This is a genomic window from Streptomyces filamentosus (genome assembly GCF_014654895.1).
Lineage (GTDB): Bacteria > Actinomycetota > Actinomycetes > Streptomycetales > Streptomycetaceae > Streptomyces > Streptomyces filamentosus.
Map to the genome: position 1 here is coordinate 3706539 of NZ_BNBE01000001.1, position 20672 is coordinate 3727210.

The window sequence follows — 20672 nt, forward strand, 5'->3', positions numbered from 1 at the left end:
GGCCCCGGTTCTTCCGAACCGGGGCCTCCGCCATCAGGGTGAGTAACGGGACTCGAACCCGCGACATCCTGGACCACAACCAGGTGCTCTACCAGCTGAGCTATACCCACCACGACCGGCGGTTTTCCCGAAGGTTTCCCTGACCGGCCGAGAAGAAGTCTACAGGGTTCCGAGGGGTGCTCGCGCACAGGTTTTCCCCGGGTGCGCGAGCGGCCCCTCCGGGGGGTGCTACTCCGCCGGGACGACGTGACGGGCCGCGATCTCCTTCACGGTCTCGGTGTCCGGGCCGGGCTGCGGGACGAAGACCGCCTCGCGGTAGTAGCGCAGCTCGGCGATGGACTCGCGGATGTCGGCGAGCGCCCGGTGGTTGCCGTTCTTCTCCGGACTGTTGAAGTACGCCCTCGGGTACCAGCGGCGCGCCAGCTCCTTGACCGAGGACACATCGACGATCCGGTAGTGCAGGTGCTTCTCCAGGGCGGGCATGTCGCGGGCGAGGAAGCCGCGGTCGGTGGAGACCGAGTTCCCGCACAGCGGCGCCTTGCCGGGCTCCTTCACGTGCTCCCGGATGTACGCGAGGACCTGGGCCTCCGCGTCGGCGAGCGTGGTGCCGCCGGCCAGCTCGTCCAGGAGGCCGGAGGCCGTGTGCATCTGGCGCACGATCTCCGGCATGGTCTCCAGGGCGCGGTCCGGCGGGCGGATCACGATGTCCACGCCTTCGCCGAGCACGTTCAGTTCCGAGTCGGTGACCAGCGCGGCCACCTCGATGAGTGCGTCGTCCGTCAGCGAGAGCCCGGTCATCTCGCAGTCGATCCACACCATGCGATCGTTCATGCGTCCTACCTTAGGGGCGAAGCGCGGGGGAGCGGCCCCCGCGGGGGCGTACCGGTGTCCGCCGTCCCCTCCGGACGGTGCTCTGCGACGGTGTTCTCCGGCGGTGCTCTGCGACGGTGTTCTCCGGCGGTCTTCTTCGGTGGCGCTCTCCGGTGGTGTTCTCCGGACGCGCCGACGGGCGTCCGGGGGAGGTGTCCCCGGACGCCCGTCGGTTACCGCGTCGCGCCGCTTGTGGCGGCGCAGGTCCTTCCGGTGCCTCTACGGCGCGCTGCGCTGGCCCGGCAGGGCGGGGCGGCCCGGCGTGTAGGCGTCGCCCTGCGGCTTCCCCGGATCCAGCGGGCCCCCGGGACGGCGGATCCCCGCCGCCAGCTGGGCGGGCACCACCGTCTCCAGGACGGGCGCCGGGGGCTCGCTCTGCGGCCGCCGGGCCCGGTACGCCGCCCGGTAGGCGGCCGGCGAGGAGCCGAGCTGCCGCCGGAAGTGGCCGCGCAGCGCCACCGGCGAGCGGAAGCCGCAGCGGCCCGCGACCTCGTCCACCGAGTAGTCCGAGGTCTCCAGGAGCCGCTGCGCCTGGAGCACCCGCTGGGTGATCAGCCACTGGAGCGGCGCGGAGCCGGTCAGCGAGCGGAAGCGGCGGTCGAAGGTCCGCCGTGACATGTAAGCGCGGGCGGCCAGGGTCTCCACGTCGAACTGCTCGTGGAGGTGCTCCAGCGCCCAGGCCACGACCTCGGCGAGCGGGTCGGAGCCGATCTCCTCGGGTAAAGACCTGTCGAGGTAGCGCTCCTGACCGCCGCTGCGCCGCGGCGGGACGACCAGCCGTCGCGCGAGCGCTCCGGCGGCCTCCGTGCCGTGGTCGGTCCGCACGATGTGCAGACACAGATCGATTCCGGCCGCGGTGCCGGCGGAGGTCAGCACGTCCCCGTCGTCGACGAAGAGCTCCCGCGGGTCCACGTGGACCGACGGGTAGCGCTTGGCGAGCGTCGGCGCGTACATCCAGTGCGTGGTCGCCGGGCGGCCGTCGAGCAGGCCGGCCGCGGCGAGGACGAACGCCCCGGTGCACAGGCCGACGATCCTGGCCCCCTCCTCGTGCGCCCTGCGGAGCGCTTCGAGCGCTTCCGGCGGCGGCGGCGAGGTGATCGAGCGCCAGGCCGGGACGACGACCGTCCCGGCGCGTCCGATCGCCTCCAGGCCGTACGGCGCGGTGAGTTCGAGCCCGCCCGTGGTCCGCAGGGGGCCGTCCTCCCCTGCGCAGACGAGCAGCCGGTAGCGCGGCACGCCGGCGTCCTGCCGGTCGATGCCGAACACGGAGAGCGGGATGGAACTCTCGAAGATGGGGCCGCCGCTGAACAGCAGCACCGCGACGACTTCGCGACGGCGGCGCCCGGACAGCTTCCGTGCGACCTCCGGTGCGGCGGAGTCCTGGCTCATGGCGCTAAGCCCCCCTCGGTGTTCGCGTCTCCCTGGTCGTGTCGCTGTGCCACGTTTCCCCTCGGTTTTGCACGAGACCCCAGTCTTCGGTACCCATGATCGAATCTACTGTGTCCCGTGCCGCCGGCGTGACAAGTTCTCGATCCGGCACATTGTCGACATGGCAACTTGGCGTGAAGCGATCGATCCCCGGGCGAGCGGCCGGAGGGGGTCCGGAGAGCCGCCCACGGCGGAGAAGTGGCCGTACGGGTGGGGTACGGGCCCCTGGGGCTGGGCTTTCGCCGGGGATGCGGGGAGGGCTGGCGTACCGTTTCGCCAAGGACGCGCCGGGAACTTCAAGTTGGCTGAAAACATATGGGATCGGCTGTGCGAACCTGTCAACTCGGAGGGGGTTCGCGGCGATCCCGGAGGGGGTTTTGGCAGGGTTCCGGCAGGATTCCGGCGGGCCTCGGGCGGGGTTCCAGGGGGATTCCGGTGAGGCTTTGGCGGGAGTTCGGGGGGATTCCTGACGGGGTTCGGTCAAGGCTTCGGGGGCGTTCCCGGCGGGGCGGGCCAGGACTTCGGCGGGGGTTCCGGTGGGGGAGGGAGGGGCCCCGGCGGGTGTCTCGCCGGGGGCGGTGAGGGGCTTCGCCGGGGCGGCGGGCGAGGGCGGCGAGAGCGCCGTTCAGCCCCGGCGCGGGGCGTCGTTCGGCTCCGGCGCAGAGCGCCGCTCAGCCCCGGCGCCGGCCCCCGGCGGCTCCGCCGCCCGCGCCCTCCGCGCGCAGGCCGCGTTCCGCGCGGCGCAGCAGCAGCCGGCACGCGGCCGTCACGGAGGCGAGCCCCAGGGCCGCGCCGCCGGCCCCGCCCAGCGAGGTCCCGAAGGCGACGAGCACCAGCGGGACGAGGGCGCAGCAGAACACCGCCCAGCGCACCACGTCCCCCGCCGGGTCGGCGGCCCCGCGGGCCTCCTCGCCGGGCCCCGGAGCCCACTCCGCGCGGGGCCCCTCCCCGTACCCCTCCCCGTGTCCCTCCCCGCGCCCGTCCCCGCCCCCCTCCCCGTCCCGTCCCCCGAGACGCTTCCCCGGGGCGGATGCCGCCGGGCCGGGCACCCGGGCGCGGCGGCCGGAGCGGACGAAGGAGGGGGCGGCGGGGGAGGGGGCGGAGGCGGGGGTGGACGGTGCGGGCACGGGCGGTCTCCCTGCGGTGGTGATCCGGACCCGTGGGGAACGAGGAACGGAACGTTCCGGTCACTCCGGGCGACGCCCGTTCGGCCCCCCGGGCGGGCTCGGGGCACCTGACCGGAGGACGCCTGTAGGACACATCCGGCATTGCCAGATGGTGAACCCTTCGTGCATCCTCCCGGAGGACACCGCGCGCGCAGGGCGCGGACGAGCGGTGTGCGCGCCGGGCACGGAACGGCGAGCTCTGGGCAGGAGAGGAGTGTCGCCGTACCCTTGGGGGTATGGGCTTGGGAAGATGATTCCCGGACACAGCTCCGCCGCCACCCGTCGATCCGCCCCCTCCCCCGTCCCTTCCCACGAGGACTTCCCTAGCCGAGACACCGATGGCCGGTCACGAATTCCCCGAACCCGCGGACCGCAAGCGCGTCGCCGACTCCACGGTCGACCCCCTCGCGGTGGAACAGCCACGCCACGCCTGCGACCCGGCCTTCCGGCACGGCGTCGTCGTCGGCTTCGACGGCTCCACGTCCAGTGAGCGCGCGCTCGCGTACGCCATCGGCATGGCCCGTCGCTCCGGCTCCGGCCTGATCATCGTGCACGTCGCGAACCGGCTGCCCACCACCGTGTGGGCGGGCTGCGAGCCGCCGGTCTTCGTCGACGTCCCGGACCACCGCACCGAGGTGCTGGGCCTGGAGCTGGCCTGCGCGGACCACCTGTCCGAGGTGCCGTGGATCCTGGTGGAGCGCGGCGGGGACATCTGCCACGAGCTGGAGGAGGTCGGCCGCGAGTACTCGGCCGACGCGATCGTGGTCGGCTCCACCCACGGGATCGTCGGCCGGATCTTCGGCTCGGTCGCCGGCCGGCTCGCGCGCCGCGCCCGGCGGCCCGTGATCGTCATCCCGTAGCCCCGCTCGGTCCGCAGCCCCGCTCGGTCCGTAGCCCCGCTCGATTCCACAACTCCGCTGGGTCTCGTGACCCCGCTCGGTCCCGCAATCCCGCCCCGGCCCGGCCGAGTTGTGAAGGATCTCCGCCAACTCCCGTGTCCCGGCGATAAATTCTTCCTTCCTCAGGTGATTTGTGCGCTTGTGAAGGGTAGTTAAAGGTCACGGAACACAGCAGCTCACGCGGCATCACCGCTCGTTCGAAGGGAGCCCCACGTGAACAAGGACGTCGCGTCGGGGAACGGCACCTCCACCCTCGGAAACCTCGCACTCGGACTGACCCTCCTGGCCTTCGGCCTGGGCGGCACCGGAGTGATCGACAACGTCGCGGCAGCCGATGCCGCGGGTCTCGCCACCTGGGTCGGTGGCGTGACGCTCTTCCTGGTCGGCCTGCTCGCCCTGCGCGCGGGCAGCACCGCCGACGGCACGGCCTACGCGGCGCTCGGCGCCTTCTGGTTCACCTGGGGGACCGGCGTGGGCGGCGGGGCCTCGGCCGACGCGGCCGGTCTCTTCCTGCTCCTGTGGGCGCTCCTGGCGCTCACGCTGACGCTGGCCGCGAAGGGCGGCGGCGCCTTCGGGCAGGGCGTGTACGGACTGCTGTTCGTCGCGCTCGTGCTCTCCGGCATCGCCGCCCTGGCGGGCAACGAGGGCCTCGGCAAGGCGGGCGGCTGGGTGGCCGCGCTGGCGGGGCTCGCGGCCTGGTACGGCGCCACGGCGGCCGTCGCCGGCTGGCCCACGGCCCTGGGCCGTGCGCGCGGCGGCAGCACGGCGGCAGCCGCGTAACAGAGGGAAGGCACGGCAGAACGGCCCCCGCGCTCCTGGGAAGCGCGGGGGCCGTTCCTCGTGTCCGGTCGGCTCCGCCGGGGGACAGGCCCGGCGTACGGCTCCGGGGGACAGGCCCGGGGCCGTGGCGTCGTGCGGCGGGGGACAGGTCCCGCCGGGCGACTACTCGACCGTGACGGACTTGGCCAGGTTGCGCGGCTTGTCGATGTCGCGGCCCATGGCGAGGGCGGTGTGGTACGCGAAGAGCTGGAGCGGGATGCCCATGAGGATCGGGTCGAGCTCGTCCTCGTTCTTCGGCACGACGATGGTGTGGTCGGCCTTGGCCTGCGGCTGGTGCGCGACGGCGAGGATGCGGCCGGAGCGGGCCTTGATCTCCTCCAGGGCCGCGCGGTTCTTCTCCAGCAGGTCGTCGTCGGGGACGATCGCGACCGTCGGCAGGGCGGGCTCGATGAGGGCGAGCGGGCCGTGCTTCAGCTCGGAGGCCGGGTACGCCTCGGCGTGGATGTAGGAGATCTCCTTCAGCTTGAGGGAGGCCTCCAGGGCGACCGGGTAGCCCCGGACGCGGCCGATGAACATCATCGACTGGGCGCCGGCGTACTCCGCGGCGATCTGCTTGATCTCGTCCTCGGACTTGAGGATCTCCTCGATCTGGGCCGGCAGCTTGCGCAGGCCCTCGATGATCCGCTTGCCGTCGGTGACGGACAGGTCGCGGATGCGGCCGAGGTGCAGGGCGAGGAGCGCGAAGGCGACCACCGTGTTGGTGAAGCACTTGGTGGAGACGACGCAGACCTCGGGGCCGGCGTGGACGTAGACGCCGCCGTCGGCCTCGCGGGCGATGGCGGAGCCCACCACGTTGACCACGCCGAGGACGCGGGCGCCCTTGCGCTTGAGCTCCTGGACGGCGGCGAGCACGTCGTAGGTCTCGCCGGACTGGGAGACGGCGATGTAGAGGGTGTCGGGGTCCACGACCGGGTTGCGGTAGCGGAACTCGGAGGCCGGCTCGGCGTCGGCCGGGATGCGGGCCATGCCCTCGATGAGGGAGGCGCCGATCAGACCGGCGTGGTACGAGGTGCCGCAGCCGAGGATCTTGATGCGGCGGATGGTGCGGGCCTCGCGCGGGTCGAGGTTGAGGCCGCCGAGGTGCACGGTGGAGAAGCGGTCGTCGATCCGGCCGCGCAGCACGCGGTCGACCGCGTCGGGCTGCTCGGAGATCTCCTTGTGCATGTACGTGTCGTGGCCGCCCATGTCGTAGGAGGCGGCCTCCCACTCGACGGTCTCGGGGGTCGCCGTGGTGGAGGCGCCCGCGACCGTGTAGGTGCGGAAGTCGTCGGCCTTGAGGGTGGCCATCTCGCCGTCGTCGAGGGTGACGACCTGGCGGGTGTGGGCGATGAGCGCGGCCACGTCGGAGGCGACCAGCATCTCCTTCTCGCCGATGCCGAGGATGACCGGCGAGCCGTTGCGGGCGACGACGATGCGGTCGTTGAAGTCGGCGTGCATCACGGCGATGCCGTAGGTGCCCTCGATCACCTTGAGCGCGTCGCGGACCTTGTCCTCCAGGGACTCGGCCTGCGAGCGGGCGATGAGGTGGGTGATGACCTCGGTGTCGGTCTCGGAGGCGAAGACGACGCCGTCGGCCTCCAGCTTGGCGCGGAGCTCCTGGGCGTTGTCGACGATGCCGTTGTGGACGACGGCGACCTTGTTCTCGGGGTCCAGGTGCGGGTGCGAGTTGTGGTCGCTCGGGGCGCCGTGGGTGGCCCAGCGGGTGTGCGCGATGCCGGTGGTGCCCGAGAAGCGCTTGGGGACGCGGGCTTCCAGGTCGCGGACCCGGCCCTTGGCCTTGACCATCTTCAGCGCCGCGCTCTTCGGGCTGTTGATGACGAGACCGGCGGAGTCGTAACCGCGGTACTCCAGGCGGGCCAGGCCCTCCAGGAGCAGCGGCGCCACGTCGCGCTTACCGATGTAACCGACAATTCCGCACATAAAGGAAACCCCTCCGGTTGGTGAGAGTGCTGTGGTGCTCAGCCGTAGACGATCCGGCGCAGCTGCCGGAGCGAGAGCTCCGGCGGTGCGACGGCCCGGTGCGGCAGTTCGCCCGAGATCCGTTCGAAGATCTCCGCGTTCACCGCGCCGCCGGACTGCAGCTCGCGGTGGCGGCGCCGGACGAACTCCTCGGTCGTCTCGTCGAAGTACGCCAGCACGTCGAGCACCACCCGGGCGGCCTCACCACGCTGGAGCGCGGTGCTCCGGACCAGATGGTCGATGAGGTCGTCATGGGACGGGCGGCGTTCGAGCACCCATGAATATTGAGGGGTGAATCCGGGTTCCCGCAAGAATCCTGCCCGAAATCGGGCAGGGACCGCATGATCATCGGCCTGGAGGCGCCTTTTGGTCCAGACCTTGGCCGTTTCGGTGAGGGGGGCGGTGGGCGGGGCGACCCTCAGTAAGAGGAGGTGCCCCCGGATTCCGGCGGCCCGCCGTCCTCCGTCCGGCAGGACACGCTCCGTCGCCGGGATGTGACGCAGACCTCCGGGCCCCGGGTCTGTCGATCGAACTGAGGTTAGGCTAACCTGCTCGCCGTGAGGTAAGGCTTACCTACCTCGAACCGCCCAGGCCGACCCCGGCACGTACCGAAAGCGACTTCGCCATGCCCAGCAGCGCCCGAGCCACCTCCCTCACCCGTCGCGGCATCCTCGCCGCGGGCGGCGCCCTCGGGCTCGGCGCCGTGCTCGCCGCCTGCGGCGACAGTGACAGCGGCAAAAAGGGCTCCGGGGCGAGCGCCTCGGCGAAGTCCGGCTCCTGGGAGTTCAAGGACGACCGCGGCCAGACGGTGAAGACGAAGGCCACGCCGAAGAACATCGTCGCCTTCACCGGCATGGCCGCCGCCCTCAAGGACTTCGGCGTCGAGGTCACCGGCGTCTTCGGCCCGACCTACGTCGAGGACCCGAAGACCAAGGAGAGGAAGCCCGACGTCCAGGCCGGCGACCTCGACATCACCAAGGTGAAGGTCATCGGCAACGTCTGGGGCGAGTTCAAGATCGAGGAGTACCTCAAGCTCCAGCCCGAGGTCCTCATCACCGACATGTGGGAGAAGGACGCCCTCTGGTACGTGCCGGAGGAGCAGAAGGCCAAGATCCTGAAGATCGCGCCGAGCGTCGCCCTGTGGGCCGCCGGCAAGTCCATGCCGTCCGTGCTCCAGCGCCACGCCGACCTGGCCGCCTCCCTCGGCGCCGACGTGAACAGCGAGCAGGTCAAGAAGGACAAGGCCCGCTTCGAGGCCGCCGCCGAGCGCCTGCGCAAGGTCGCGCAGGGCAAGAAGGACATCAAGGTCCTCATCGGCTCCGGCGACCCGAACACCTTCTACGTCTCCACCCCGGTCCGCCCGACCGACACGCTCTTCTTCCAGGAGCTGGGCATCAACCTCGTCGTCCCGACGAAGCTGGACCCGTCCGGCTGGTTCGAGCTCCTCAGCTGGGAGAACGTCGACAAGTACAAGGCCGACGTCATCCTCCTCGACAACCGCACCGGCACCCTCCAGCCCGAGCAGCTGAAGGCCAAGCCGACCTGGGCCGCGCTGCCCGCCGTCAAGGCCGGCCAGGTCTTCCCGCGCGTGACCGAGCCCGTCTACTCCTACGCCAAGTGCGCGCCGCTCCTGGAGGACCTGGCGACCGCCCTGGAGAACGCGAAGAAGGTGTCCTGACCCGATGACGACCGCCGAGACCGCCCCGTTCCAGTTCTTCTCCCTCCAGGTCGACCGGACGCGGCGGCTCGGCCCGTCGCTGGTCCGCGTCACCTTCACCGGAGCGACCGGCGAGGAGCTCAAGGGCTTCGCCGCCGGGGGCCGCGACCAGTCGCTCTCCCTCTTCCTGCCGCACCCCGGCCAGGACGCCCCGGTCCTGCCGCCGCTCGACGACCCCGACATGTACGGGATCCTCGGCGCCTGGCGGGCCATGCCGGCCGACGTCCGGGCCGTGATGCGCTCGTACACGGTCCGCGAGCAGCGCACCGGGCCCGACGAGGTCGACATCGACTTCGCCGTCCACGAGGACGGCGGCCCGGCCTGCCGCTGGGCGCAGCACGCGAAGCCCGGCGACCGGGTGGTCGTGCTCGGCCCGGCGGTCGCCGACAACACCGGGGTCCGCTTCCGGCTGCCGGAGGACGCCGACTCGGTGCTCATCTGCGCCGACGAGACGGCGCTGCCCGCCGCCTCCGCGATCCTGGAGTGGCTGCCGGCCGAGACCCGGGCCCGGGTCTTCCTCGAAGTGCCGTACTCCGGCGACCGGATGGAACTTGCGACGCAGGCGGACGCCACCGTCACCTGGCTCGTGCGGGAGGAGGGCGCGCCCTCCGGCCCGGAGGCGATCGCGGGCGCGGAGCTGCCCGGGGAGTCCCCGTACGTGTGGATCGCGGGCGAGTCCGGTGCGGTCAAGGCGCTGCGGCGGCACTTCGTGCGCGAACGCGGCCTGGACCGGCGCCGGGTGACCTTCGTGGGCTACTGGCGCAAGGGGCTGTCCGAGGACGCCCTGCGCGAGGTGCCGGACGAGGCGGCCCAGGACGCGGACCAGGACGCGGCACAGGCCGCCGTGCAGAACTGACGGGCGCTCAAGCAGCCTTCAGGTCAAGGGCTTTCGGCCCCCCACCGTTCATCGGGTGGGGGGCCGTTGTCGTATCAAATTAGGTTAGGCTAACCTTACTTCAGCACCAACGGTTGCGTATTCCGCGTCCCTCGTCCCGGAAGGGCCCCCACATGCGTTCGCACCTGCTCAACGACACGACGGCGGAGAGCTACCGGCGCTCCGTCACCGACGGGGTCGAGCGGGTGGCGAGGAAACTCGCCGCGACGCGCGGCCCGTTCACCGGCGTCACCCCCGCCGAACTGGCGCCCGTGATCGACGCCGTGGACCTCGACCGCCCCCTCGGTGACGCCTCCGCCGCCCTCGACGAGCTGGAGGACGTCTACCTCCGCGACGCGGTCTACTTCCACCACCCGCGCTACCTCGGCCACCTCAACTGCCCGGTCGTCATCCCCGCCGTCCTCGGCGAGGCCGTCCTCTCGGCCGTCAACTCCTCCCTCGACACCTGGGACCAGTCCGCCGGCGCCACCCTCATCGAGCGGAAACTGATCGACTGGACCACCGCCCGCATCGGCCTCGGCCCGCTCGCCGACGGCGTGTTCACCAGCGGCGGCACCCAGTCCAACCTCCAGGCGCTGCTGCTCGCCCGCGAGGAGGCCGGCACCACCGACCTGTCCCGCCTGCGGATCTTCTCCTCCGAGTGCAGCCACTTCTCCGTCCAGAAGTCGGCCACCCTCCTCGGCCTCGGCCACGAGGCCGTCATCTCGATCCCGGTCGACCGGAACAAGCGGATGCAGTCCGTCATCCTCGCCGCCGAGCTGGAGACCTGCCGCGCCGAGGGCCTGATCCCGATGGCCATCGTCGCCACCGCCGGCACCACCGACTTCGGCTCCATCGACCCGCTCCCGGAGATCGCCGCCCTCGCCGAGGAGTACGGCGCCTGGATGCACGTCGACGCCGCCTACGGCTGCGGCCTGCTCGCCTCGCTGAAGCGCCGCCACCTCCTCGACGGCATCGAGCGCGCCGACTCGGTCACCGTCGACTACCACAAGTCCTTCTTCCAGCCGGTGAGTTCCTCCGCGATCCTGGTCCGCGACCGGGCCGCCCTGCGCCACGCCACGTACCACGCGGACTACCTCAACCCGCGCCGCACCGTCGCCGAGCAGATCCCCAACCAGGTGGACAAGTCGCTCCAGACCACCCGCCGCTTCGACGCCCTCAAGCTGTGGATGACCCTGCGCGTCATGGGCGCCGACGGCGTCGGCGAACTCTTCGACGAGGTCTGCGACCTGGCCGCCGCCGGCCACGACCTGCTCGCCGCCGACCCCCGCTACGACGTGGTCGTGCAGCCGCAGCTGTCCACCCTCGTCTACCGCTACGTCCCCGAGGCCGTCACCTCGCCCGCCGAGATCGACCGCGCCAACCTCTACGCCCGCAAGGCGCTCTTCGCCTCGGGCGAGGCCGTCGTCGCCGGCACCAAGGTCGACGGCCGCCAGTACCTCAAGTTCACCTTGCTCAACCCCGAGACCACGGTGTCCGACATCGCCGCCGTCCTCGATCTGATCGCCGGCCACGCCGAGCAGTACCTGGGAGAGAACCTTGTCCACGCCTGAGAACGCCGGTACGTACGACTTCATCGGCATCGGGCTCGGTCCCTTCAACCTGGGCCTCGCCTGCCTGACCGAACCCATCGACGAACTGAACGGCCTCTTCCTGGAGTCCAAGCCGGACTTCGAGTGGCACTCGGGGATGTTCCTCGACGGCGCCCACCTCCAGACGCCGTTCATGTCGGACCTGGTCACCCTCGCCGACCCGACCTCGCCGTTCTCCTTCCTCAACTACCTGAAGGAGAAGGGGCGGCTGTACTCGTTCTACATCCGCGAGAACTTCTACCCGCTGCGCGCCGAGTACGACGACTACTGCCGGTGGGCGGCGAACAAGGTCACCTCGGTCCGCTTCTCCACCACGGTCTCCGCCGTCTCCTACGACGAGGCAGGCCAGGTGTACGTCGTCACCACCGAGTCCGGGGAAACGTTCCTGGCCCGCCGGATCGTCCTCGGCACCGGCACCCCGGCGTACGTCCCCGACTCCTGCCGGGAGCTGGGCGGCGACCTCATCCACAACTCGCGCTACGTGCCGAACAAGGAAGCCCTCCAGCGCAAGAAGTCGATCACGATCGTCGGCAGCGGCCAGTCCGCCGCCGAGATCTACCACGACCTCCTGTCGGAGATCGACGTCCACGGATACCGGCTCAACTGGGTGACCCGCTCCCCGCGCTTCTTCCCGCTGGAGTACACCAAGCTCACCCTGGAGATGACCTCCCCCGAGTACGTGGACTACTTCCACGCGCTCCCCGAGGAGACCCGCTACCGCCTGGAGTCCCAGCAGAAGGGCCTCTTCAAGGGCATCAACGGCGACCTCATCGACGGCATCTTCGACCTGCTCTACCAGAAGAACTTCGCCGGACCGGTCCCCACCCGCCTCCTCACCAACTCCGCGCTGCACACCGCCTCGTACGACGAGACGACCGGCACGTACACCCTCGGCTTCCGCCAGGAGGAGCAGGAGAAGGAGTACGAGATCGAGACCGAGGGCCTGATCCTCGCCACCGGCTACAAGTACGCCGTCCCCGCCTTCCTGGAGCCCCTGAAGGACCGGCTGCGCTTCGACGGCCGGGGCCGCTTCGACGTCGCCCGCAACTACGCGGTCGACACCACGGGCCGCGAGGTCTTCCTCCAGAACGCCGGCGTCCACACCCACTCGATCACCTCGCCCGACCTGGGCATGGGGGCGTACCGCAACGCCTACATCATCGGGGAGATGCTGGGGTCCGAGTACTACCCCGTCGAGAAGACCATCGCGTTCCAGGAGTTCGCCGTATGACCGCCCCCGCCACCCCCGCCGTCGAGATCCGGCCCCTCGACCCCCTCAAGGACGCCGAGCTGATCCACCCCTGGGTCACCCACCCCAAGGCCGCCTTCTGGATGATGCAGGACGCGAAGCTCCAGGACGTGGAGCGCGCCTACATGGAGATCGCCGCGCACCCCCACCACGACGCCTTCATCGGCCTCGTCGACGGCGAGCCCGCCTTCCTCATGGAGCGGTACGACCCCGCGGAGGTCGAGCTGGTCGGCCTGTACGAGCCGCAGCCCGGCGACGTCGGCATGCACTTCCTCGTCGCGCCCACCGACACCCCGGTGCACGGCTTCACCCGCCTGGTGATCACCGCCGTGATGCGGGAGCTGTTCGCCGACCCGGCGACCGCCCGCGTGGTCGTCGAGCCCGACGTCCGCAACAAGGCCGTGCACGCGCTCAACGAGGCCGTCGGCTTCGTGCCCGAGCGCGCGATCCAGAAGCCGGAGAAGGAAGCCCTGCTGAGCTTCTGCACCCGCGCCCAGTTCGAGACCGCCGCCGGAGCGCGCATATGAACCCCGTCTCCCACCTCACCCCCGAGCGCTGGGCCGACGCCGAGCGCGCCCTGATCCGCAAGGGCCTCGCCGAGTTCGCCCACGAGCGGCTGCTGAACCCGCAGGAGCTGGGCGAGTCCCGCTACCGGGTGCTCAGCGACGACGGCACCGTCGAGTACCGCTTCACCGCGGACCGCTTCGCCCTCGACCACTGGCAGGTCTACCCCGAGTCGATCAGCCGCCACCGCGGCGACGAGCAGCTCCCGCTGGACGCCCTCCAGTTCATCACCGAGCTGCGCGGCTCCCTCGGCCTGAGCGACGAGATCCTCCCGGTCTACCTGGAGGAGATCTCCTCCACCCTGGCCGGCACCGCCTACAAGTCGACCAAACCGCGGGTCACCGCCGCCGAGCTGGCCCGCGCCGACTTCCAGGCCGTCGAGACCGGGATGACCGAGGGCCACCCCTGCTTCGTCGCCAACAACGGCCGCCTCGGCTTCGGCGTCGACGAGTACCGCGCCTACGCCCCCGAGGCCGCCGCCCCGATCCACCTGATCTGGCTGGCCGCCCACCGCGACCGGGCCGCCTTCACCGCCGGCGCCGACATCGAGTACGACGCCTTCATCCGCGCCGAGCTCGGCGACGCCGCCGTGGACCGCTTCGCCGGGATCCTCGCCGCCCGCGGCCTGGACCTCGCCGACTACCTCCTCATGCCCGTCCACCCCTGGCAGTGGTGGAACAAGCTGTCCGTGACCTTCGCCGCCGAGGTGGCGCGGGAGCGGCTGGTGTACCTGGGCGAGGGCGAGGACGCCTACCTGGCGCAGCAGTCGATCCGCACCTTCTTCAACACCTCCGACCCGTCCAAGCACTACGTGAAGACCGCCCTCTCGGTCCTCAACATGGGCTTCATGCGCGGCCTGTCGGCGGCCTACATGGAGGCCACCCCGGCCATCAACGACTGGCTGGCGCAGCTCGTCGCGTCGGACCCGGTCCTCCGGGCGGCCCGCTTCTCGATCATCCGCGAGCGGGCGGCGGTCGGCTACCGGCACCTGGAGTACGAGGCCGCCACCGACCGCTACTCGCCCTACCGGAAGATGCTCGCCGCCCTGTGGCGGGAGTCGCCGGTGGAGCGGCTGGCCGAGGGCGAGCGGCTCGCCACGATGGCCTCGCTGCTGCACGTCGACCACGCGGGCGCGTCCTTCGCGGGCGCCCTCGTCAAGGACTCGGGCCTGGAGCCCGCGGCGTGGCTGCGGAAGTACCTCGACGCGTACCTCCTGCCGGTCCTGCACTGCTTCTACGCCTACGACCTGGTCTACATGCCGCACGGCGAGAACGTGATCCTGGTCCTGGACGAGCGCGGCGCGGTCGACCGGGCGATCTTCAAGGACATCGCCGAGGAGATCTGCGTCATGGACCCGCAGGCGGTCCTCCCGCCGGCGGTGGAGCGGATCCGCGCCGAGGTCCCCGAGGACATGAAGCTCCTGTCGGTCTTCACCGACGTCTTCGACTGCTTCTTCCGCTTCCTGGGCGCGACCCTGGCGGCGGAGGGCGTCGCCGACGAGGACGTCTTCTGGCGGACGGTCGCCGAGTCCGTGAAGGACTACCAGGCGTCGAAGCCGGAGCTGGCGGACCGCTTCGCGCAGTACGACGTGTTCGCGGAGACCTTCGCGCTGTCCGCGCTCAACCGCCTCCAGCTGCGCAACAACAAGCAGATGGTCGACCTCGCGGACCCGTCGGCGGCCCTCCAGCTCGTCGGCGACCTGGTGAACCCGATCGCGCGGTTCGCCTGACGGCCACGGCCCCCTGAACCGGTGCGGGCCCCGGCGGAGTACGGTCCTCCGCCGGGGCTCGCATCCGTCCGGACGCCGTTACGCGGTGAAGCCCAGCTCGCGGGCGATCAGCATGCGCTGGACCTCGCTGGTGCCCTCGCCGATCTCCAGGATCTTCGAGTCGCGCCACATGCGGGCCACCGGGTACTCGTTCATGAAGCCGTAGCCGCCGTGGATCTGGGTGGCCTCGCGGGCGTTGTCGACGGCGACCGTGGAGGAGTACAGCTTCGCGATCGCCGCCTCCTTCTTGAAGGGTTCGCCCATGACCAGGCGGGAGGCGGCGTCGCGCCAGCCGATGCGGGCCATGTGGGCGCGCGTCTCCATGTCGGCCAGCTTGAACTGGACGGCCTGGTTGTCGCCGATCGCGCGGCCGAAGGCGTGGCGTTCCTTCGCGTACTTCACGGACTCGTCCACACAGCCCTGCGCGAGGCCCGTGGCCAGCGCGGCGATGGCGACCCGGCCCTCGTCGAGGATGCGGAGGAACTGGGCGTAGCCGCGGCCCTCCTCGCCGAGCAGGTTCTCCACCGGGACGCGGACGTCGTCGAAGGCGAGCTCGCGGGTGTCCGAGGCGTTCCAGCCGACCTTCGAGTAGGGGGCGGCGACGGTGAAGCCGGGGGTGCCGGACGGCACGATGATCGAGGAGATCAGCGGCCGGCCGTCGTCCTTGCGGCCGGTGACCGCGGTGACCGTCACCAGGCCGGTGATGTCCGTGCCGGAGTTGGTGATGAAGCACTTCGAGCCGTTGATCACCCAGTGGTCGCCGTCCCGGACGGCGGTGGTGCGGGTGCCGCCCGCGTCCGAGCCCGCGCCCGGCTCGGTCAGGCCGAAGGCGCCCAGCATCTCGCCCGCGCAGAGCTTCGGCAGCCACTGGCGCTTCTGCTCCTCGGTGCCGAAGAGGTGCAGCGGCATGGCGCCCAGCGAGACGCCCGCCTCCAGGGTGATCGCCACGGACGAGTCGACGCGGGCCAGCTCCTCCAGGGCGATGCCGAGGGCGAGGTAGTCGCCGCCCATGCCGCCGTACTCCTCCGGGAACGGCAGGCCGAAGAGGCCCATGCGGCCCATCTCGGCGACGATCTCGTACGGGAACTCGTGGCGCTCGTAGTAGTCGCCGATCTTCGGCGCCACCACGTCGTGGGCGAACGCCTCGACGGTGCGGCGGAGTTCCTCGTGCTCTGCGGAGAGCCGGTGGTCGAGGGACATGCTCAGGACTCCTTGTGGGAGAGGGCGCGGACGGTACGGGACGGGCTCGGGCGGCCCAGCTGTTCGGCCATCCACACGCTCGTGGCGGTGAGGGCGGCCAGGTCGACCCCGGTCTCGATGCCGAGGCCGTCGAGCATCCACACCAGGTCCTCGGTGGCGAGGTTGCCGGTGGCGGACTTGGCGTACGGGCAGCCGCCGAGGCCGCCCGCGGAGGCGTCCACGGTCGTCACGCCGTGCCGCAGCGCGGCCAGCGTGTTCGACAGCGCCTGCCCGTAGGTGTCGTGGAAGTGCACGGCGAGCCGGGAGGTGGGCACCCCGGCCCCGTTCAGGGCGGTCAGGAGGGCCTGGACGTGCCCGGGGGTGGCGACGCCGATGGTGTCGCCGAGGCTCAGCTCGTCGCAGCCCATGTCGGCGAGGGCCTTGGTGACGCGGACGGTCCGCTCGACGGGGACGGCGCCCTCCCAGGGGTCGCCGAAGCACATCGACAGGTAGCCGCGGACCTTCAGGCCGGCCTCTACGGCCCGGATGACGACCGGCTCGAACATGGCGAGCGCCTCGTCGACGGTCCGGTTGAGGTTGGCCCGGGCGAAGGACTCGGTGGCGGAGGCGAAGACGGCGACCTCGCGGGCGCCGAGCGCGAGCGCCCGGTCGAGCCCGCGCTCGTTCGGCACGAGCACCGGGAGGCGCACGGGCAGGCCGTTGACGAGCGGGAACAGCTCCTCGGCGTCGGCGAGCTGGGGCACCCACTTCGGGTGCACGAAGCTGGTCGCCTCGACGGTGGAGAGCCCGGCGGCGGCGAGCCGCCGGACGAACTCCGCCTTCACCCCGGTCGGGACGGCCGTCTTCTCGTTCTGGAGGCCGTCCCGGGGGCCGACCTCGTGGATCCTCACCCGGGCGGGCAGCGCCGGGTCGGTGACGGTCATCGGCAGTCCGGTGCTCATGCGCCGGCCTCCTCGCGGGGGGTGACGACCGCCAGGACCTGCTCCATGGCGACGGTCGTGCCGGGCGTGACGTCGAGTTCGGTGACGGTGCCGGCGTGCGGGGCGGAGATGACGTGCTCCATCTTCATCGCCTCCACCACCAGCAGGCTCTGCCCGGCCTCCACCTCGTCCCCGACCGCCACCTTGACGACGGTGACGGTGCCGGGCATCGGAGCGGCGAGCGTGTCCGCCCCGCCGTGCCGCGCCCCGGAGAGCGCCGCGGCCACCGGGTCGTGGTCCATGACGTGCCAGGAGTCGCCGTCCCGGCCGAGCCAGGCGCCGGCCCGGCGGAAGGAGTGGACGATCCCGTCGACGGTGACGGTGACCGAACGGTCCGTCACGCGCGCCCCGCCGGGCGCCTCGACGGTGACGGGCTCGGCGCCCGCCGCCCGCAGGGGGAAGGCGAGGGGCTTCGGCGTGCCGCCGAGCCGCCAGCCGGTCGGCGCGTCGAAGGGGTCCGCCCAGCCGCCGCGCGGCTCCGGGGCCAGCTCCGCGCCCCGTACGGCGGCCGCCGCCGCGTACACCTCGTCCGGCACGCCCCGCGGGACCAGCGACTCCGCGTCCCGCTCCACGAGGCCGGTGTCCATCGCGCCCGACACCACGTCCGGGTGGGCCAGGAGACGGCGCAGGAAGCCCGCGTTGGTGGGGACGCCGAGGGTGGTCAGCTCCGCGAGGGCCGCGCGGAGCCGGCGCAGCGCCGTGGGGCGGTCCTTGGCGTGGACGATGACCTTGGACAGCATCGGGTCGTAGAGGGACGAGACCTCGGAGCCCTCCAGGAGCCCCGAGTCCGTGCGCACCCCGTCGCCCGAGGGCTCGTCCAGCGCGAGGACCGTGCCGCCCGACGGGAGGAAGCCGCGGGAGGGGTCCTCGGCGCAGATCCGGGCCTCGACCGCCCAGCCGTCGAGCCGGACGTCGTCCTGGGCGAAGTCGAGCGGTTCGCCGGCCGCGACGCGGAGCTGCCACTCCACCAGGTCCAGGCCGGTGACGAGCTCCGTGACCGGGTGCTCGACCTGGAGGCGGGTGTTCATCTCCATGAAGTAGTACTGGGAGGGGTCGTTGCCCGGAACGATGAACTCGACCGTGCCCGCGCCGACGTAGCCGCAGGACCGGGCCGCCTCCACGGCCGCCGCGCCCATCGCCGCCCGGGTCGCCCCGTCGAGGAGGACGCTGGGCGCCTCCTCGATGATCTTCTGGTGGCGGCGCTGGAGCGAGCACTCGCGCTCGCCGAGGTGCACCACGTTCCCGTGCGCGTCCGCGAGGACCTGGATCTCGATGTGCCGGGGGCGGTCGATCCACCGCTCCACCAGGAGCGTGTCGTCGCCGAAGGAGGCGCGGGCCTCGCGGCGGGCCGCCGCGATCTCCTCGTCCAGGACCGCCAGGTCCCGCACCAGGCGCATGCCCTTGCCGCCGCCGCCCGCGCTGGGCTTCAGCAGGACGGGCGGGCCCATCTCCCGCGCGGCCTCGGCCACCCGGGGGTCGGCGTCGCCGGGGACGACGGGCACGCCCGCCGCCCTCACGGTCTCCTTGGCCCGGATCTTGTCGCCCATGAGGGCGATCGCCTCGGCGGACGGGCCGATGAAGACGAGCCCGGCGTCCGCGCAGGCGCGGGCGAAGGCCGCGTTCTCCGCGAGGAAGCCGTAGCCGGGGTGGACGGCCTGCGCGCCGGTGCGGCGGGCCGCGTCGAGCAGGGCGGGGACGGAGAGGTACGACTCCGAGGCCGCCGCGGGCCCGATCCGTACCGCCGTGTCGGCCTCCCGCACGTGCCGGGCGTCGGCGTCGGCGTCGCTGTACACCGCGACCGAGCGGACGCCGAGCGCCCGCAGGGTGCGGATGACGCGGACCGCGATCTCGCCCCGGTTGGCGACGAGGACGGTGTCGAACATCTGCTGCATCGTCAGGGTCCTCACATCCGGAAGACGCCGAACTGGGGGTCACCCAGGGGCGCGTTGGCACAGGCGGTCAGCGCGAGGCCCAGCACCTGCCGGGTCTCCAGCGGGTCGATCACGCCGTCGTCCCAGAGGCGGGCGGTCGCGTAGTAGGCGCTGCCCTGCGTCTCGTACTGCTCGCGGATCGGCGCCTTGAAGGTCTCCTCCTCCTCGGCGCTCCAGGCGTCCCCGAGCTGGTCGCGCTTGACGGTGGCGAGGACCGAGGCGGCCTGCTCGCCGCCCATGACGGAGATCTTGGCGTTGGGCCACATCCACAGGAAGCGGGGGGAGTAGGCCCGGCCGCACATCGAGTAGTTGCCCGCGCCGAAGGAGCCGCCGACGACGACCGTCAGCTTCGGCACGCGCGTGGTGGCGACCGCCGTCACCATCTTGGCGCCGTGCTTGGCGATGCCGCCGTGCTCGTACGCCTTGCCGACCATGAAGCCGGTGATGTTCTGGAGGAAGACCAGCGGGATCCCGCGCTGGTCGCACAGCTCGATGAAGTGCGCGCCCTTCTGCGCGGACTCGGCGAACAGGATGCCGTTGTTGGCGACGATGCCGACCGGGTGCCCGTGGATCCGGGCGAAGCCGGTGACCAGCGTCTGCCCGTACTCCGACTTGAACTCCTGGAAGCGGGAGCCGTCCACCACGCGGGCGATGACCTCGCGCACGTCGTACGGGGTCCGGGAGTCCACCGGGACCGCGCCGTACAGCCCGTACGGGTCGACCTTCGGCTCCTCGACGGGCTCGGTGCTCCACGGCAGCGGGCCCCGCTGGGGCAGGGTCGCCACGATGTTCCGGACGATCCTGAGGGCGTGCGCGTCGTCCTCCGCGAGGTGGTCGGTGACGCCGGAGATCCGGGAGTGGACCTCGCCGCCGCCCAGCTCCTCGGCCGTGACGACCTCGCCGGTCGCCGCCTTCACCAGGGGCGGGCCGCCGAGGAAGATCGTGCCCTGGTCCCGGACGATCACGGCCTCGTCGCTCATCGCCGGGACGTACGCGCCGCCGGCCGTGCAGGAGCCCATGACGGCCGCGATCTGCGGGATCCCGGCGCCCGACATGCGGGCCTGGTTGTAGAAGATCCGGCCGAAGTGGTCGCGGTCCGGGAAGACCTCGTCCTGCATCGGCAGGAAGGCGCCGCCGGAGTCCACCAGGTAGAGGCAGGGGAGGCGGTTGTCGAGCGCCACCTCCTGCGCCCGCAGGTGCTTCTTCACGGTCATCGGGTAGTAGGTGCCGCCCTTGACCGTGGCGTCGTTGGCGACGATCACGCACTCGCGGCCGGAGACCCGGCCGATGCCCGCGATGACGCCGGCGGCCGGGGCCTGGCCGCCGTACATGCCGTGCGCCGCGAGCGGCGCCAGCTCCAGGAACGGCGAGCCCGGGTCCAGGAGGGTGTCCACCCGGTCGCGCGGCAGCAGCTTCCCGCGCGCGGTGTGCCGGGCGCGGGACTTCTCACCGCCCCCGAGCGCGGCCTCCGCCAGCTTGGCGCGGAGGGTCCCGGAGAGCTCCCGGTGCGCCGCCTCGTTGGCCCGCCAGGCGGCCGAGGCGGGATCCGCCGCACTCGACAGCACAGGTGCCTGCTGCATCGACCGATCTCCCTTGTCCGGTTAATGAGCGTTA

The 20672-nt window shown here is 71.8% G+C and carries 17 protein-coding genes and 1 tRNA gene; 8 read left to right on the forward strand and 10 right to left on the reverse strand.

Annotation, left to right across the window (positions count from 1 at the left end):
* Nucleotides 1-37: 37 nt before the first annotated feature.
* The 4 genes from IE326_RS16740 to IE326_RS40675 form a co-directional block, all read right to left on the reverse strand.
* Nucleotides 38-110: transfer RNA gene (locus IE326_RS16740), tRNA-His, on the reverse strand.
* Between the two features lie 118 nt (nt 111-228).
* Nucleotides 229-831, reverse strand: a complete 603-nt coding sequence (gene orn / locus IE326_RS16745; protein WP_150228316.1) for an oligoribonuclease — start codon at nt 829-831, stop codon at nt 229-231.
* Nucleotides 832-1089: 258 nt separating this feature from the next.
* Complete coding sequence (locus tag IE326_RS16750) at nt 1090-2259, reverse strand: helix-turn-helix domain-containing protein (protein ID WP_150228315.1); 1170 nt, start codon at nt 2257-2259, stop codon at nt 1090-1092.
* 710 nt (nt 2260-2969) lie between these two features.
* Entirely contained in the window at nt 2970-3425 is a 456-nt protein-coding gene (locus IE326_RS40675) for a hypothetical protein (RefSeq protein WP_229915368.1), read from the reverse strand.
* A 377-nt stretch (nt 3426-3802) separates the two neighbouring features.
* Here IE326_RS40675 and IE326_RS16760 point away from each other — a divergent pair, with 377 nt between their 5' ends.
* Together IE326_RS16760 and IE326_RS16765 are read left to right on the forward strand one after the other, a co-directional pair.
* Complete coding sequence (locus IE326_RS16760; protein ID WP_030750021.1) at nt 3803-4324, forward strand: universal stress protein; 522 nt, start codon at nt 3803-3805, stop codon at nt 4322-4324.
* A gap of 252 nt (nt 4325-4576) precedes the next feature.
* A complete protein-coding gene (locus IE326_RS16765) occupies nt 4577-5143 on the forward strand; it encodes a GPR1/FUN34/YaaH family transporter (protein ID WP_190041909.1) in 567 nt (188 codons plus the stop codon).
* 162 nt (nt 5144-5305) lie between these two features.
* Here the strand turns inward: IE326_RS16765 and glmS are convergent, their stop codons facing one another.
* Nucleotides 5306-7123, reverse strand: coding sequence for a glutamine--fructose-6-phosphate transaminase (isomerizing) (gene glmS, locus IE326_RS16770; protein ID WP_150228313.1), 1818 nt, complete (start codon nt 7121-7123; stop codon nt 5306-5308).
* Nucleotides 7124-7161: 38 nt separating this feature from the next.
* Nucleotides 7162-7437 carry a hypothetical protein gene (locus tag IE326_RS16775; RefSeq protein ID WP_030750007.1) on the reverse strand — a complete coding sequence of 92 codons (276 nt, stop codon included), beginning with the start codon at nt 7435-7437 and terminating at the stop codon, nt 7162-7164.
* A 350-nt stretch (nt 7438-7787) separates the two neighbouring features.
* Here IE326_RS16775 and IE326_RS16780 point away from each other — a divergent pair, with 350 nt between their 5' ends.
* The 6 genes from IE326_RS16780 to IE326_RS16805 all read left to right on the forward strand — a co-directional run bounded on the left by IE326_RS16780 (nt 7788) and on the right by IE326_RS16805 (nt 14908).
* Complete coding sequence (locus IE326_RS16780) at nt 7788-8840, forward strand: ABC transporter substrate-binding protein (protein WP_150228312.1); 1053 nt, start codon at nt 7788-7790, stop codon at nt 8838-8840.
* A gap of 4 nt (nt 8841-8844) precedes the next feature.
* On the forward strand, nt 8845-9735 hold the full coding sequence (locus IE326_RS16785; RefSeq protein ID WP_190041910.1) for a siderophore-interacting protein: 891 nt from the start codon (nt 8845-8847) through the stop codon (nt 9733-9735).
* A 152-nt stretch (nt 9736-9887) separates the two neighbouring features.
* Complete coding sequence (locus IE326_RS16790) at nt 9888-11327, forward strand: pyridoxal phosphate-dependent decarboxylase family protein (protein WP_190041911.1); 1440 nt, start codon at nt 9888-9890, stop codon at nt 11325-11327.
* Entirely contained in the window at nt 11314-12597 is a 1284-nt protein-coding gene (locus IE326_RS16795; RefSeq protein WP_150228309.1) for a lysine N(6)-hydroxylase/L-ornithine N(5)-oxygenase family protein, read from the forward strand. Before IE326_RS16790 ends, IE326_RS16795 begins: the two co-directional genes overlap by 14 nt.
* Nucleotides 12594-13142 (forward strand): GNAT family N-acetyltransferase, encoded by a 549-nt coding sequence (locus tag IE326_RS16800; protein ID WP_150228308.1) that lies wholly within the window; start codon nt 12594-12596, stop codon nt 13140-13142. Before IE326_RS16795 ends, IE326_RS16800 begins: the two co-directional genes overlap by 4 nt.
* A complete protein-coding gene (locus IE326_RS16805; protein WP_150228307.1) occupies nt 13139-14908 on the forward strand; it encodes an IucA/IucC family protein in 1770 nt (589 codons plus the stop codon). The genes IE326_RS16800 and IE326_RS16805 overlap by 4 nt, the downstream gene beginning before the upstream one ends.
* A gap of 78 nt (nt 14909-14986) precedes the next feature.
* Here IE326_RS16805 and IE326_RS16810 read toward each other — a convergent pair whose 3' ends face one another.
* The 4 genes from IE326_RS16810 to IE326_RS16825 are packed head-to-tail and all read right to left on the reverse strand — an operon-like array spanning nt 14987 to nt 20638.
* Nucleotides 14987-16147, reverse strand: coding sequence for an acyl-CoA dehydrogenase family protein (locus IE326_RS16810; protein WP_190041912.1), 1161 nt, complete (start codon nt 16145-16147; stop codon nt 14987-14989).
* 2 nt (nt 16148-16149) lie between these two features.
* Nucleotides 16150-17088: a hydroxymethylglutaryl-CoA lyase gene (locus IE326_RS16815; protein ID WP_190041913.1), complete on the reverse strand. Its 939-nt coding sequence runs from the start codon at nt 17086-17088 to the stop codon at nt 16150-16152.
* The gene (locus IE326_RS16820) at nt 17085-19019 is read right to left on the reverse strand and encodes an ATP-binding protein (RefSeq protein WP_190041914.1); all 1935 of its coding nucleotides are present in this window, start codon (nt 19017-19019) and stop codon (nt 17085-17087) included. The genes IE326_RS16815 and IE326_RS16820 overlap by 4 nt, the downstream gene beginning before the upstream one ends.
* An 11-nt stretch (nt 19020-19030) precedes the next feature.
* Nucleotides 19031-20638 (reverse strand): carboxyl transferase domain-containing protein, encoded by a 1608-nt coding sequence (locus IE326_RS16825; RefSeq protein ID WP_190041915.1) that lies wholly within the window; start codon nt 20636-20638, stop codon nt 19031-19033.
* Between the last annotated feature and the right edge of the window lie 34 nt (nt 20639-20672).

Coding starts and splice junctions, on each gene's coding strand:
- IE326_RS16790 (WP_190041911.1), top strand. CDS start 9,888: ATGCGTTCGCACCTGCTCAACGACACGACGGCGGAGAGCTACCGGCGC.
- IE326_RS16820 (WP_190041914.1), bottom strand. CDS start 19,019: ATGCAGCAGATGTTCGACACCGTCCTCGTCGCCAACCGGGGCGAGATC.
- IE326_RS16785 (WP_190041910.1), top strand. CDS start 8,845: ATGACGACCGCCGAGACCGCCCCGTTCCAGTTCTTCTCCCTCCAGGTC.
- IE326_RS16780 (WP_150228312.1), top strand. CDS start 7,788: ATGCCCAGCAGCGCCCGAGCCACCTCCCTCACCCGTCGCGGCATCCTC.
- IE326_RS16800 (WP_150228308.1), top strand. CDS start 12,594: ATGACCGCCCCCGCCACCCCCGCCGTCGAGATCCGGCCCCTCGACCCC.
- glmS (WP_150228313.1), bottom strand. CDS start 7,123: ATGTGCGGAATTGTCGGTTACATCGGTAAGCGCGACGTGGCGCCGCTG.
- IE326_RS16760 (WP_030750021.1), top strand. CDS start 3,803: ATGGCCGGTCACGAATTCCCCGAACCCGCGGACCGCAAGCGCGTCGCC.
- orn (WP_150228316.1), bottom strand. CDS start 831: ATGAACGATCGCATGGTGTGGATCGACTGCGAGATGACCGGGCTCTCG.
- IE326_RS16750 (WP_150228315.1), bottom strand. CDS start 2,259: ATGAGCCAGGACTCCGCCGCACCGGAGGTCGCACGGAAGCTGTCCGGG.
- IE326_RS16805 (WP_150228307.1), top strand. CDS start 13,139: ATGAACCCCGTCTCCCACCTCACCCCCGAGCGCTGGGCCGACGCCGAG.
- IE326_RS16810 (WP_190041912.1), bottom strand. CDS start 16,147: ATGTCCCTCGACCACCGGCTCTCCGCAGAGCACGAGGAACTCCGCCGC.
- IE326_RS16825 (WP_190041915.1), bottom strand. CDS start 20,638: ATGCAGCAGGCACCTGTGCTGTCGAGTGCGGCGGATCCCGCCTCGGCC.
- IE326_RS16815 (WP_190041913.1), bottom strand. CDS start 17,088: ATGAGCACCGGACTGCCGATGACCGTCACCGACCCGGCGCTGCCCGCC.